Annotated in this window: 11 protein-coding genes and 1 riboswitch; of the genes, 3 read left to right on the forward strand and 8 right to left on the reverse strand. The window is 55.5% G+C overall.

Translation table 11 applies throughout. The features are described 5' to 3' along the window. Nucleotides 1-143: 143 nt before the first annotated feature. The 6 genes from HB779_RS17735 to HB779_RS17760 all read right to left on the reverse strand — a co-directional run bounded on the left by HB779_RS17735 (nt 144) and on the right by HB779_RS17760 (nt 8,652). Complete coding sequence (locus tag HB779_RS17735; RefSeq protein WP_188343576.1) at nt 144-572, reverse strand: EamA family transporter; 429 nt, start codon at nt 570-572, stop codon at nt 144-146. Continuing rightward, nucleotides 572-1,210 carry a cob(I)yrinic acid a,c-diamide adenosyltransferase gene (gene cobO / locus HB779_RS17740; protein ID WP_188343577.1) on the reverse strand — a complete coding sequence of 213 codons (639 nt, stop codon included), beginning with the start codon at nt 1,208-1,210 and terminating at the stop codon, nt 572-574. Before cobO ends, HB779_RS17735 begins: the two co-directional genes overlap by 1 nt. A 26-nt stretch (nt 1,211-1,236) precedes the next feature. Then, a complete protein-coding gene (gene cobN, locus HB779_RS17745; RefSeq protein ID WP_188343578.1) occupies nt 1,237-4,968 on the reverse strand; it encodes a cobaltochelatase subunit CobN in 3,732 nt (1,243 codons plus the stop codon). 14 nt (nt 4,969-4,982) lie between these two features. After that, on the reverse strand, nt 4,983-6,035 hold the full coding sequence (gene cobW, locus HB779_RS17750; protein WP_188343579.1) for a cobalamin biosynthesis protein CobW: 1,053 nt from the start codon (nt 6,033-6,035) through the stop codon (nt 4,983-4,985). Nucleotides 6,036-6,039: 4 nt separating this feature from the next. After that, nucleotides 6,040-6,564 (reverse strand): bifunctional adenosylcobinamide kinase/adenosylcobinamide-phosphate guanylyltransferase, encoded by a 525-nt coding sequence (gene cobU, locus HB779_RS17755; RefSeq protein ID WP_188343580.1) that lies wholly within the window; start codon nt 6,562-6,564, stop codon nt 6,040-6,042. A gap of 178 nt (nt 6,565-6,742) precedes the next feature. Continuing rightward, a riboswitch (cobalamin riboswitch) is annotated at nt 6,743-6,977 on the reverse strand. 160 nt (nt 6,978-7,137) lie between these two features. Beyond that, nucleotides 7,138-8,652: a cobyric acid synthase gene (locus HB779_RS17760; RefSeq protein ID WP_188343581.1), complete on the reverse strand. Its 1,515-nt coding sequence runs from the start codon at nt 8,650-8,652 to the stop codon at nt 7,138-7,140. A 119-nt stretch (nt 8,653-8,771) separates the two neighbouring features. Between HB779_RS17760 and HB779_RS17765 the strand changes: the two genes are divergently transcribed. Both HB779_RS17765 and mmsB read left to right on the forward strand, forming a co-directional pair. Then, nucleotides 8,772-9,938 (forward strand): isobutyryl-CoA dehydrogenase, encoded by a 1,167-nt coding sequence (locus tag HB779_RS17765; RefSeq protein ID WP_188343582.1) that lies wholly within the window; start codon nt 8,772-8,774, stop codon nt 9,936-9,938. A 44-nt stretch (nt 9,939-9,982) separates the two neighbouring features. Then, complete coding sequence (mmsB, locus tag HB779_RS17770; RefSeq protein WP_188343583.1) at nt 9,983-10,873, forward strand: 3-hydroxyisobutyrate dehydrogenase; 891 nt, start codon at nt 9,983-9,985, stop codon at nt 10,871-10,873. 602 nt (nt 10,874-11,475) lie between these two features. Here the strand turns inward: mmsB and HB779_RS17775 are convergent. Both HB779_RS17775 and HB779_RS17780 read right to left on the reverse strand, forming a co-directional pair. After that, on the reverse strand, nt 11,476-11,904 hold the full coding sequence (locus HB779_RS17775; RefSeq protein ID WP_188343584.1) for a hypothetical protein: 429 nt from the start codon (nt 11,902-11,904) through the stop codon (nt 11,476-11,478). Then, nucleotides 11,901-12,320, reverse strand: a complete 420-nt coding sequence (locus HB779_RS17780) for a carboxymuconolactone decarboxylase family protein (RefSeq protein WP_188343585.1) — start codon at nt 12,318-12,320, stop codon at nt 11,901-11,903. Before HB779_RS17780 ends, HB779_RS17775 begins: the two co-directional genes overlap by 4 nt. 447 nt (nt 12,321-12,767) lie before the next feature. On the opposite strand from HB779_RS17780, the gene HB779_RS17785 reads away from it, so the two are divergent. Further along, nucleotides 12,768-13,769, forward strand: coding sequence for an ABC transporter substrate-binding protein (locus tag HB779_RS17785; RefSeq protein WP_188343586.1), 1,002 nt, complete (start codon nt 12,768-12,770; stop codon nt 13,767-13,769). Nucleotides 13,770-13,806: the final 37 nt, after the last annotated feature.

The following is a 13,806-nucleotide window of genomic DNA, read 5'->3' on the forward strand; positions in this document are numbered from 1 at the left end:
CAAGCTCACCATGAGGGACAGTGAAGATTGCAGGGAGTTATATTCTGCAATGTTGACGATTGTTTTGCAGCCATCCATATCCCTCATGGTGAGATTGTCGAACCACGCATAAACTTCATTGTAACAGGCGTTATCCGTCGCCTTTAGAACCTGAAACTAAGTAGGATGACACCGCCGCCAATCAGCAGAACACCGAGCCAGTTCAGGCCTGATAGTTTCTCGCCGAGAAATGCCACGCCGAAAATTGCAACCATCACCACGGACAGTTTGTCGATGGGCGCAACCCGCGCCGCATCGCCGATTTTCAATGCACGAAAATAGGCGAGCCACGATGCACCCGTCGCCAGCCCGGACAGGATCAAAAATGTCCAGGTCTTGGCTGAAATGGTTGACGGGCTTTGCCATTGCCCGCTGACGGTCAGAAACAGGCAGAGCGCGCCGATAATGACAAAGGTACGGATCAGCGTGGCAAAATCCGAATTGATATTCTCAATGCCGATCTTGGCAAAAATGGCGGTCAGAGCCGCGAAGATTGCGGAGAGAAAAGCCCAGAATTGCCAAGTTCCTGTCATCAGAATTCAATGCCCTTCTGCGCCTTGATACCGGACCGGAACGGATGTTTGATCATTTCCATCTCGGTGACAAGGTCGGCGAACTCGATAAGTTCGTCCTTGGCGTTGCGGCCGGTGATGATCACATGTTTCATGTGCGGCTTTTGTTTGAGAACCTCAATGATTTCTTCGACGGGGAGATAGTCGTAGCGCAGCGCGATGTTCAGCTCATCACAAAGTACAATGTCCGTTTCATCGTCGAGGATCATTGTCTTTGCCTGTTCCCATGCGTCGCGAGCCATGGCGATGTCGCGCGCCCGATCTTGCGTCTCCCAGGTAAATCCCTCGCCCATGGCCGAGATTTTCACCTGTTCCGGAAATTTCTCCAATACCCAGCGCTCACCGGTGTCCCATGAGCCTTTGACGAACTGAATGACGCCAATCCTCATGCCGTGGCCGAGCGCCCGGAAAACCACCCCGAAACCGGCGGTAGACTTGCCCTTTCCCTTACCGGTATTGACGATCACCAATCCCTTTTCATCGGTCTTGGTGGCAAGAATTTTATCGCGCACGACCTTCTTCTTGCGCATCTTGTCCGCATGGCGCGCGTTCACTTCCTCTTCGGTCAGGTTCAACAGTTTCTCTGATTTTTCAGCCATTTGGCGTGTCCTTCCGAATCATTGTCTCAGGCGGCAAGCTTGCCGAGTTCAAATCGTGCCGAGTTGGAGCGCGGTGTCCAGAAGCCACGTTCCACGGCTTCCTCCAGCTTTTCAGCGATGTCACGCAGGGCATGCTGGTTCTTGTCTTTGAGAAACGCCCGCACCTCGTCATCCATCAAAAAGGCTTGATAAACGGCTTCAAAATGATGATTGCGTACGGCACCGGTCGTTGCTGCAAAGGCGAAGAGATAATCCACCGTGGCAGCCATCTCGAAGGCACCCTTATAGCCGTGGCGCATCACGCCCGCGATCCATTTGGGGTTTGTCACACGGCCGCGAACAGTTCGCCCGATTTCTTCCTCGAGCGTGCGAATGACCGGCTTTTCCGGGCGCGAGTGATCATTGTGGTAAATCGTCGGACGCTCGCCGGACAATTGTTCGACCGCCGCCGACATGCCGCCTTCAAACTGATAATAGTCATCGGAATCCAGCAGGTCGTGTTCGCGGTTATCCTGATTTTGCACGACGGCCTCGACAGTACGCAGCCGTTCTTCCAAGAGACCGCGTTCCGCTTTGCCCTCTTCACCGGCACCATAGGCATAGCCACCCCAGACGAGCCAGGCTTCGGCCAGATCGTCACGCTTATCCCAGGCCTTTTCATCGATCAGTGTCTGCAGGCCCGCACCATAGGCACCGGGCTTTGAGCCGAAGACACGGAAGCCCGCACGCTGCCTTGCGGTTTTCTCATCTGCACCCTCGGCGATCAAACGCGCTTGTTCGCTGTGCATGCGCATGGCGATGGGATTGTCGTCCGCATCTTCCTGCAACGCCCCCACCGCACGCACGGCTTTGTCGAACAGTGCAATCTGATCCGGGAACGCATCACGAAAGAAACCGGAAATGCGTAAAGTCACATCGACACGCGGACGCCCCAGCACAGCTGGCGGAATGATTTCATAGCCAGTCACGCGCCGGGAAGCCCTGTCCCACACAGGTTTGACGCCGATCAGGGCCAAGGCCTGAGCGATATCATCGCCGCCGGTCCGCATATTCGAGGTGCCCCACGCCGTCAGGCCCAGTGATGTCGGCCACTCGCCATGATCCTGCGTGTAACGGCGGATCAAGAGTTCCGCCGATTTCTGGCCAAGTTCCCATGCGGCCGGTGTTGGCACTGCGCGGCTATCAACGGAAAAGAAGTTGCGCCCTGTCGGCAGCACATCGGGACGGCCGCGTGTCGGCGCACCCGATGGCCCCGGCGCAACAAAACGTCCGTCCATAGCCGTCAAAAGTCCGGCCATTTCCGCATGGCCGCAAGCCATCACAGCCGGATGCAAATTGGTTCGGATGCCTTCGACAACCTCAAGCGTTGCATACCAGTCAACCGGACACACCGTTTCTCCGGCAACCAGCTTGGCTGCCAGCAACTCGACACGCTCCACCGTATCGCCAGCAATGCGCCATGGATCGCCACACACCTCAGCCAAAATATCCGGACGCTCGCCATTCCATGGCGCTGCCATGTCGCAATCGAGTGGATCGAACCAGGTAAAACCCAGATCATTGGCTATGGCCCGCTGCAAGCTCTGGTCAGCGCCTTGACCAGAGCCCCTCGGCACGCGCGCAAGAGCAACGACAAGGTCCGTTAGCAGGCGTCCCTCGGGGGCCAAGCCAAAAATATGCAGGCCATCGCGGATCTGCATTTCCTTGAGGTCACAGAGATACGCATCGAGCTTCTGCAGAGCGAGATCATCTGTATCGTGATCGTGAATGCCCGCATCCGTATCGAGACCGATATCGCGGACCAGATCCAGGATTTGCACCTTGAGCCGCACGAGACGACGCGGGTCTACACCCGATGCCTCATAATATTCATCCACCAGCGCTTCGAGGTCTTTCAGCGGACCATAGCTTTCGGCCCGCGTCAGCGGCGGCGTCAGATGATCGATAATGACCGCAGACGAGCGGCGTTTGGCTTGCGTGCCCTCACCCGGATCGTTGACGATAAACGGATAGATATGCGGAACGGGGCCAAGCACGGACTCGGGGAAACACGTTTCCGAGAGTGCGAGAGATTTGCCCGGCAACCATTCAAGATTGCCGTGCTTGCCGACATGCACAATGGCATGGGCACCATAGACTGTTCGAAGATAAGCATAGAAGGCGAGATAGCCGTGCGGCGGCACAAGATCCGGCGAGTGGTAGCTTTCCTTCGGATCGATGTTGTAGCCGCGTGCGGGCTGAATGCCGACCAGCACCTCACCGAACCGGCTGAGCGGCAGGGCGAAGCCACGTGCTGCATCAAGGAAGAATGGATCATCCTTCGGCGTGCCCCAGCGCGCTGTCACTTTTTGCTGAATCACATCCGGAAGCGATGCAAAGAAACTATTGTATTGATTCAGCGAAATCGTTTCGCGGATGTCGCGTCCATCGCTGGCTGCATTGGTTGGGCCCGCCATCAGATGGTTGATCAATGCCTCACCATCGGCAGGCAAATCGGCAATCGTGTAGCCGGCATTCCGCATGGATCTGAGCACCTGCCATGTACCGGCAGGCGTATCGAGCCCGACACCATTGCCGAGCCGTCCATCCCGGTTGGGATAGTTGGCCATGACAAGGGCAACGCGCCGCTCAGCCGGTTTGCTGGTACGCAGCCGTGCCCAGTTTGATGCGAGATCAGCCACGAATGCGACACGGTCCGCTTGCGGTTCGTGCATGACAATATTGGCTTGCACCGCCTCATCAAAATGCCTGGCCGACTTGAACGAAACAGCACGGGAAAGCACACGGCCGTCCACCTCGGGCAAGGCGACATTCATCGCCAGATCACGCGCCGACAGACCTTGATCGGATGAACGCCATTGCTCGGCGCTGGAACCTGAGAAGATGACCTGCAACACCATCGCGCCGTCATGTTCCAGCACCGTCGGCTTGCGTGCGGCACCCGGCGCGGAAACAGCAAACCCGGTTGCGTTCAAAACGACAGCTGGCGGCGCTTCGGAAAAGATGCTTTCCGATGTAGCGATTGAAACCGGGTCTTTCAAACTGGAGACAAACACCGGCAAAGGATTGAGGCCCTTGGCGCGCAAAGCCTCCAACAATGCCTCAACCGGCTGGGTCTGGCCGCTTTGCACCAATGCCCGGTAAAAGCAGATCGCTACAACCGGTGAGCCCTCATGCCACTCATGCCGCATTTCTTCCAGCGAAGGCGCGGCCTTGCCCGGCCACCACAGACCTGCTTTGAGCAATGGCGCTGCATCCTGCGGTTTTTCACCGGCACCAATCAATGCCGCGCAATAATCGAGAAAACGCTGCGCATTCTGTGCCCCGCCCTCCAGCAGATAATGCCAAAGCGCATCCCGGTCATGCCGGACAATAGTCGAAAACCGGTCGAGTCCCGGATCAGGCTTTTCGTCACCGGGCAGAACAGCAAGTTGCACCCTGTGATTGACAGCGCAGGCATGCAGCGCTTCCAGACCATAGGGCCAGTAACTCTCACCACCGATGACGCGCACGACAATGAGTTTCGCAAAACGCGCCGTTCGCTCGACATAGGCATCGACTGACATCGGATGCGACAAGCTCATCATATTGGCCAGGCGCAGGGAAACCGCACCATCGCCCTGCCGCCGGGCGGAGGCCAGACTGGCAAGTTCCGTATCGGCGGCGGACAGAAACAACACATCTCCCGGCGTCTGGCCAAGGTCAATCGCCTCGGTGCCTTCAGCAATCGTGCCTTTCTGGGCGAGCAGGAGATGCATTCAGTTTCCTATCTTCAGACAGCGGCTGCGGTCACAGCCGATGTGATGGCATCATTATCAATGTCGTGCAGTCCGATGACAACGAAACGGGTCTGCCGCTCCTCGCCCGGATTCCACGCACGATCAAAGTAATGCTCGATGCGCGTGCCGACAGCCTGCACAACCAGACGCATAGGTTTTCCCGGAACGTCAGCAAAGCCCTTCAGTCGCAGAATGTCGTGATCGGCAATAACGGTCTTGAGCTTTTCGATGAACGACTTCGGCTCAGCAACTGGGCCAAGACCAACGACAAAGCTTTCGAACTCGTCATGGTCATGCTCTTCACCTGCCTCATGCTCCATCTCATGGTGTGACTTGCGATTGGCAATGTCTTCCTCGGTACCGACACCAAGACCAAGCAGCAATTCATTGCTGAGCTTGCCGAAGCTGGCCGACACCATGTTGAGCGAGCGCGACGAACGGCTCTGCACGTCACCACGCACACCGTCGAGCTGCTTGTCATTGATCAGATCCGTCTTGTTCAGAACGATCAGATCAGCAGCACGAATCTGGTCCTCAAACAGCTCTTCGAGCGGGCTGTCGTGATCCAGCGAATCGTCTTGAATGCGCTGCGCATCAACCTTGTCATGATCATCAGCAAAGCGCCCTTCCGATACGGCTGAGGCGTCAATCACAGTGATAACACCATCAACGGTAACCTGCGTCTTGATCTCCGGCCAGTTGAACGCGGCAACCAGCGGCTGCGGCAAGGCAAGACCTGATGTCTCGATCACAATGTGATCCGGCCGGTCAGCCCGATCCAGCAGTTTGGTCATGGTCGGGATGAAATCATCGGCAACGGTGCAGCAGATGCAGCCATTGTTCAGTTCGATCACGTCCTCGTCCCGGCATGCTTCGATACCGCAACCCTTGAGCAAGCCCCCGTCGACGCCGAGATCACCAAACTCGTTGATGATCAGGGCAATGCGCTTGCCATTGGCGTTTTCGAGCAGATTGCGGATCATCGTCGTTTTGCCCGAACCGAGAAAACCAGTGATCACTGTTGCGGGAATCTTTTGACCCTGCATATTCCTATCCCTTCATTGTGAGCGGCAGCCCGGCTGCCACGAAATAGACTGTTGCTGCGGCTTGTGCCACAGCCTGATGGAGACGTCCGGCATGGTCGCGAAAATCGCGCGCCATGCGGTTCTCCGGTACAATGCCAAGACCCACCTCATTCGAAACCAGTATGATTGATCCCTGCAGTTTCGGCAGCGCTTCAACGAGCTGCCGTGTCTCGGCGGTAATATCGCGCTCGGCCATCATGAGGTTCGTAAGCCAGAGCGTAAGACAATCAACAAGAACGGCTTTTCCGGGTGCAGTTGCGCTTTGCAATGTATCCACCAGATCGAGCGGCTCCTCGATTGTACGCCATGCTGAACCGCGCTGCTGTTTGTGCAAATCGATCCGCTCGGACATTTCTTCATCCCAAGCCCTGCCCGTGGCGAGATAAACGCGATCCAGACCGGATGCGTTGATCAAACCCTCAGCAAAGCTGGATTTGCCGGAGCGGGCTCCGCCAAGAATGAAGGTCACACCGTGATTGAGCACAGACATCGCCGCCGTCAATACGACCGCAATGGTCCATCAAACGGCAGCGGCGGCGCCGCACTATCAAGATGTGAGGGGGAAGAACAATAGAACGCGCGATGCGAGCAGCCATGACAACCTCCGTGCTGGGCCAGAAGGGATGCTACCCTTCGGTTCTTGGGCAGGATTACCCCAAGCGTTTCCTGGGAAACGCTCTATGACTGGCAGGTCTCCTGGCTCGCGGGTCACGGGATCGATGCTGCCTTCCCGGTTTCCCAGTGACTGCCTTCTGCATATGCGTCAGGCTTTGCATTGATCCTCGCCGCTCTACAGTCGCGGGGTCGGCTGCGGTGGGATCGCCCATTCGGGTACGACCGTCGCATTCCCTTTTGATCCCTTGGCCTTTGGCCAATATGGGAACCAATCATGCGGTGGACGTTATTCATCCCCCATGAGAAATGTCAATTGAATCTATGTGGTTTGCTTAGAGCGCGATGCATTGCTTGCATGTGTACAGTGCGTGGTTCGACAAGCTCACCATGAGGGAGATAGAGGATTGCAGGGGGCTATATTCTGCAAGATTGTTCATGCCGCAATGTTTCATATTGGCTTTACAGCACCGCTCTCCCTCATGGTGAGCTTGTCGAACGACGAACCGCGCACCCCGGCACATGCGAGGAGCGCATCCACATCGAGTACCGTTTCCAGCTGTCCGGCGATACTATCCAAGGCAGCGTCCACTCCCGCCCGGTAATCGAACTCATCAGCGGCAATGCCCATCGTGCCCAGAAGTGCGGCACGAAATTTGTCCGCAGCAAAGAGCCCGTGCAGATAGGTGCCGAAAACTTTGCCATCCCCAGAGATGGCCCCGTCATCCACCCCATTGATGCGTGCAACAGGATTGGCACAATCCGGACCGGTCGTCCTGCCCAGATGAATCTCGTAGCCATTGAGCGGCAGATCGAACTGCAATGAATGAGCCTCGACATTGCGAACCGTTTTCTCCGGCTCCATTACTGTATCGATATCGAGAAGCCCCAGCCCTTCGGTCTCGGTCAAACTGCCTTCAATCCCATCGGGGTCACGCACGATCCGTCCGAGCATCTGGAACCCGCCGCAGATGCCAATGATATGACCACCGCGCCGCCGGTGCAGATCCAAATCCTTGTCCCATCCGTTCTCGCGGAAACGCATGAGATCACTGATCGTGGATTTCGAACCGGGAATGATGACAAGCCCCGCATCGGCTGGCAGCCGCTCGCCGCTGCGGACCATCACCACCTCGACCTGCGGTTCCGCCATCAGCGGATCGAGATCATCAAAATTGGCGATGCGGTCGAGCACGGGAACGGCAATTTTCAGCGCCCGGCCCTCACCTTTCACCAGCCGCTCCAGCACAACCGAATCTTCGGCGGGCAGACGCGCCGCATCTTTCAGCCAAGGCACCACTCCGAACGAAGGCCAGCCGGTGAATTGGGTGATGGATTTCAGACCATCGTCAAACAGCGAAATATCGCCACGAAACTTGTTGATGAGATAGCCGGCAATCATGGCGCGGTCTTCCGGCTGCAGGATCGCATGGGTACCGACAATCGAGGCAATCACCCCGCCGCGATCGATGTCTCCCACCAGCACGACTGGCACATTGGTCCGCGTGGCAAAACCCATATTGGCAATATCGCCCGCCCGCAGATTGATTTCCGCCGGTGACCCCGCGCCTTCCACAATGACGAGATCAGCGCCTTCGCGGACGATGTCCCATGAAGCCATGACGGCATCCAGCAATTGTGCCTTGAACTTCTGATAATCGCGGCCCTTCGCCTGCCCCCAGACCTTCCCCTGCACAATGATCTGGCTGCCAGTTTCCGACTGTGGCTTCAACAGCACCGGGTTCATATGAACTGACGACGATACGCCGCAAGCCACTGCCTGCAACCATTGTGCCCGGCCGATCTCGCCGCCGTCGTCACTGACAGCAGCATTGTTCGACATATTCTGCGGTTTAAACGGTCGAACCTTCAATCCGCGGTTGCGTGCGAGCCGGCAAAGTCCGGCCACGAGGACGGATTTCCCAACATCAGAGCCTGTTCCTTGCAACATGATTGCGTGCGTCATGGGCTTTGAGTAGCGGATATGTCTTTCTGTTCCAAGCCCCGGTCAAAACGCATCTGAAGCGTTGCGCGGCCTTGCACATGCGATAGAGTGCAAAACAAGAGGAATTCAGGGAGGTTAATATGGATGCGGTCGTTGATACGGCGTCCAGCCAGTTCGAACTCAATGAGGATCAACTGGCGATTCAGGATATGGCGCGCGCCTTTGCGGCAGACCGCGTGGCGCCCAATGCCCTTGCCTGGGACCGTGATAAACATTTTCCCGCCGATGTGATTCGTGAAACGGGCCCGCTCGGCATGGGCGGCATTTACACCAAAGAGGAATTCGGCGGATCCGGGCTCAAGCGGTTAGACGCTGTGCTCATTTTCGAAGCACTGTCTGCCGCCTGTCCGGCATTCTCCGCCTTCATCTCGATCCACAACATGGCAACATGGATGATCGACCTCTATGGCAATGACGAACAACGCCAGCGATTTGTGCCGCAACTGACGTCGATGGAGTGGCTCGCCAGCTACTGCTTGACCGAGCCCAATTCAGGCTCTGACGCTGCAGCCCTTAAAACCCGCGCGGTGCGTGACGGTGATCATTATGTACTCAATGGCGCCAAGCAGTTCATATCAGGTGCAGGCGATACGGACCTTTATGTCACCATGGTTCGCACCGGCGAAGATGGCCCCAAAGGCATCTCGACACTGATCATCCCGAAGGATGCACCCGGTCTTTCTTTCGGCGCCAACGAATTCAAGATGGGCTGGAATGCTCAATCCACACGGCAGGTTATCTTTGATAATTGCCGCGTTCCCGCGAACAATCTTCTCGGCGCTGAAGGGGATGGTTTCAAAATTGCCATGGGCGGGCTTGATGGCGGACGCCTGAATATTGCCGCTTGCTCGCTTGGCGGTGCCCAATCCGCACTCGACAAGGCTGTAACTTATGCGTCTGAACGCAAGGCTTTCGGCAAGGCGATCAATGAATTTCAGGCATTGCAGTTCAAACTTGCAGACATGGAAACGGAACTTTCCGCCGCCCGCATGCTGCTCTACACGGCAGCGTCAAAACTGGATCGCAAGGCGCATGACGCTTCGAAATGGTCAGCCATGGCCAAGCGATTCGTCACCGACACGGGATTCAATGTCGCCAATGACGCGCTGCAAATACATGGCGGCTATGGCTATCTGCATGATTACGGCGTGGAAAAGCTGGTGCGCGATTTGCGCGTTCACCAGATTCTCGAGGGCACCAACGAGATTATGCGGGTGATTATTTCCCGCTCCATGATGGGCCGTTGAACCGCGCCATTTGAACAAGCACAATTATCAGGGAGAACTACGCGATGACGACAGTCGCTTTTATTGGTCTTGGGCATATGGGCAATCCCATGGCAGCCAATCTGGTCAAATCAGGGCACACGGTGCTGGGTTTTGATCTTTTGCCGGACAATTTGGAAACGGCAAAGAGCAATGGAGTGACCATCGCGACAAGCGCTCTCGTAGCTGTCGCCGATGCCGATGTCGTCATCACGATGTTGCCGGCAGGGAAGCATGTTCTGTCCGTCTATGAGGAAATCGCTGCAAAGGCGAAGGCTGGCGCCCTGCTCATCGACTCATCGACAATTGACGTTGATTCTGCCCGCAGGGCCCATGAGATTGCGAAGAAATACGGCCTGTTGTCTGTTGATGCTCCGGTTTCAGGCGGCATCGGCGGCGCAGCGGCAGGCACGCTGACATTCATGGTGGGCGGCGCAAGCGACGCCTTTGCTGTTGCCGAACCCATTCTCAAACCGATGGCTGGCCGTATCGTTCATTGCGGCGAACCGGGAGCCGGTCAGGCGGCAAAAATTTGCAACAACATGATCCTCGGCATTTCGATGATCGGTGTCAGCGAAGCTTTCACCCTGGCAGAAAAACTCGGCCTGTCGCATCAGGCTCTGTTTGACGTTGCTTCGACCTCATCGGGCCAATGCTGGTCGCTGACGACCTATTGCCCCGTGCCTGGTCCTGTTCCGACCTCCCCGGCCAATAACAGCTATAAGCCCGGCTTTGCCGCTGCATTGATGCTCAAAGACCTGAAACTGTCACAGGAAGCCGCACGGAGCGTCGGTGCTGCGACACCGCTTGGTCAGCATGCGGAAGAAATTTATGCCCAATTTGGCGCCGCCGGAAATGAGGGTTCCGATTTTTCCGGCATCATCAACTACCTGCGCGATACAACCCGCGAAGATTAATTCCGCAACAAAAGCTTGGAAATTTCCAAAATTTAGATTTGCTTAAGCTCTCGCTAACCTCGCGGTAACGATGTCTGGTTAAAACTTTGCAAGAAGCAGACAAGACCCTGCTTCTTGCTCCGGATCAGGTACTGCGTACCGGAGCTGTAATTTCTGCCAGCGTATTGTACGGCAGAAGGCCATGCGTAATTTGGCAAAAAACCGCACTGTTCCCGTCGGACAGGGCGGTTTTTGATATGGTCAAAGCAAATTCCCATACAGGAACGCAAAGAAAAACCGCCACCTCGATGAGGCAGCGGTTTTCAGAATAGTTCACTGCGATCGGTGATTAGCCGGCCGAACGGGTCCAGATAAACGAAATCGCAGAAGCGATGCCGCTCTTTGCATTGCTGGATGGCGCACTGCGCTTTTCCGTAGCATTCCATGCAATGTGAACACGGTTATTGCGGTTGAATATGTAAAGCATTTGGGCACCTCAAGGGTAAAATCGTTGTTGCCGCTCAAATGCGCTTTCTGCCTAAAGTTTGATCACGAATTTTCGCCATAGTGTGTCGCTTTTACAGCAATGAGGTTCACGATTACGCATGGCAGCCATGCAAAAATCACATCCCTCGCCTTGCCCTTGCTACTGTTTCGCCGGAAAGTCTGTAAAACCGGCCATGGCGCTGACAGAAAAGTCCGTTCTCAGCTTCCCCCGTCAAACGTTTGTAATTGGCCCGCAGGGTTTTTCTGCCCGGCTGCAATGCGGCATTTGTCGCTTTATCAATGGTCGCCTGCGCAATAGCGGCCGGCGATTTACCGCTCCAGATATCGAACCAGAAGGTTGCCGCTGAATTCATGACCGATATCTGCGCCGCGACCGCGCCTTCGGTAACGGCCGCCATCTTTTCCGATACCGCACGTGTGGCCTCAGACTTCGAAGAGCTTTCCGTCAGCCCTTCCATCATCATCATCGGCAGGCGCATGGCGATCACTGTGGACGCCATTTGCAGATCATGAACGGGAGCGCGACGTTTTACGGGAGACTTCATTGTTTGGGCCCTTTTGGTTTGAACGCGGCATCCACCGGTGGCTTTAAACCGTTGGCAAGCCGATTGGTTTCATTCGCCATGCCAACAACTGCAAGAAGTTCCATCAGTTGCGTATTGGTCATGCCCTTGGCCCGGGCCGAAGCCGTGTGCGACCAGCTGCAATAATCGCAATTGTTGGTCGCCGAAACGGCAATGTAAATCATTTCCTTGATCAGAGGATCCAACGCACCCGGCGCCATGACTTCCTTGAGGCTTTCCCATGTCCGTTTCAGGAGTTTGGGATCGTTGGCCAGCACTTTCCAGAAATTGTTGATCCAGTCCGTACCCCGCGTTTTCATAATGTCATCGTAGACCGCGCGCACATCCGCATTGGCCTCGTCATATTCGATCATCGGAACAATTGCTTCATCCGTCATTCTGCTCTCTCGCACTCCTGAACGTGGCAAACGCCAGTCCGACAGGTCGGACAATATGGCGTGGAAAACACAACTTGAGACCCGTCGGACGGGAAAGTCTATGGGAATTCTTGCACAAGAAAATTCCGCCTTTTAAGCCAGAAAAACGGGGGAAAACGACCCATTGCGAATGAATTAGTAAAGAAAAATTGCCTAAAGCATTGATCTTTCATCACCTGGCTTGTTACATTGCCTTCACGAACATTGTGACATTCGGCTTCACAATTGATTTTCCCGCGTCGCTATATCGACAGGTGCTGTCGCGATATACCTCATTAATTCAACCAAAGCGTTGCATTCTGACGGTATAAGGATGCCAAATGGCACATAAGCGAACGAACTGGGCAAGACAGACCAAGTTGAGATTCGTATCGGGTGAACTGTCAACACGAGTGGGAGACTACGCATATGAAGAAGCTGCTTGCTTCAACACTATTGGCCGCTGGGTTTTTCGGCTTTGCCGGAGCCGCATCGGCCGCAGAATGCGGTTCTGTTACAATCGCAAACATGAATTGGCAATCTGCCGAAGCGCTGGCCAATCTCGACAAGATCATTCTCAGCCAAGGTTATGGCTGCGATGCGGAACTGGTTGCAGGTGATACTGTTCCAACGTTCACATCGATGATCGAAAAGGGACAGCCGGACATAGCTCCGGAAGGCTGGCTCAATTCAGTGCGCGAGCCGCTTGAAAAAGCGGTCAAGGAAAACAAGCTGGTTTATGCCGCGCCTGCAATCACTGAAGGCGGCACAGAAAGCTGGTGGATCCCCAAATATTTCGCCGACGCGCATCCGGATATCAAGACAATCAACGATGCCATGAAGCATCCGGAATTGTTCCCTTCGCCGGAAGATCCGAAGAAGGGTGCCGTGTACAACTGCCCATCAGGCTGGGCTTGCCAGATCACGACAACCAATTTCTACAAGGCCTATGAAGGCGACAAGCACGGCTTCACGCTTGTTGATACGGGTTCCGCCGCTGGCCTCGATGGATCGATTGCCAAGGCCTATGAGCGCAAGGAACCTTGGCTGGGCTATTACTGGGGTCCAACTGCGGTCCTCGGCAAATATCCTATGGTCAAACTCGACAATGGTGTGCCATTTGACGAGAAGGAATGGAACCGTTGCACGACGATTGCCGATTGCCCGGATCCCAAGCCAAATGGCTGGGCCAAATCGGATATCTATACGATCGTCACCAAGAAATTCGTCGATAAGTCAGGGCCTGCTTTTGAATATCTGAAGAAGCGTCAGCTTTCGACGGAAGAGTTCAACAAGCTTCTCGCCTGGATGGTCGACAATCAGGCCACCGGCGAAGATGGTGCAAAATACTATCTGAAGAACAACGAAGCCACCTGGTCCAAGTGGGTTTCTGCAGAAGCGGCAACCAAGATCAAAGCTGCAGTCCAGTAACCGGGGCGTTGGCCTTGACTGACGCGGCGAAGACCTT

It is taken from the genome of Phyllobacterium sp. 628 (assembly GCF_014189505.1).
Lineage (GTDB): Bacteria > Pseudomonadota > Alphaproteobacteria > Rhizobiales > Rhizobiaceae > Phyllobacterium.

Coding starts and splice junctions, on each gene's coding strand:
- HB779_RS17780 (WP_188343585.1), bottom strand. CDS start 12,320: ATGACGGATGAAGCAATTGTTCCGATGATCGAATATGACGAGGCCAAT.
- cobW (WP_188343579.1), bottom strand. CDS start 6,035: ATGCAGGGTCAAAAGATTCCCGCAACAGTGATCACTGGTTTTCTCGGT.
- HB779_RS17735 (WP_188343576.1), bottom strand. CDS start 572: ATGACAGGAACTTGGCAATTCTGGGCTTTTCTCTCCGCAATCTTCGCG.
- cobO (WP_188343577.1), bottom strand. CDS start 1,210: ATGGCTGAAAAATCAGAGAAACTGTTGAACCTGACCGAAGAGGAAGTG.
- mmsB (WP_188343583.1), top strand. CDS start 9,983: ATGACGACAGTCGCTTTTATTGGTCTTGGGCATATGGGCAATCCCATG.
- cobN (WP_188343578.1), bottom strand. CDS start 4,968: ATGCATCTCCTGCTCGCCCAGAAAGGCACGATTGCTGAAGGCACCGAG.
- HB779_RS17760 (WP_188343581.1), bottom strand. CDS start 8,652: ATGACGCACGCAATCATGTTGCAAGGAACAGGCTCTGATGTTGGGAAA.
- HB779_RS17765 (WP_188343582.1), top strand. CDS start 8,772: ATGGATGCGGTCGTTGATACGGCGTCCAGCCAGTTCGAACTCAATGAG.
- HB779_RS17775 (WP_188343584.1), bottom strand. CDS start 11,904: ATGAAGTCTCCCGTAAAACGTCGCGCTCCCGTTCATGATCTGCAAATG.
- cobU (WP_188343580.1), bottom strand. CDS start 6,564: ATGTCTGTGCTCAATCACGGTGTGACCTTCATTCTTGGCGGAGCCCGC.
- HB779_RS17785 (WP_188343586.1), top strand. CDS start 12,768: ATGAAGAAGCTGCTTGCTTCAACACTATTGGCCGCTGGGTTTTTCGGC.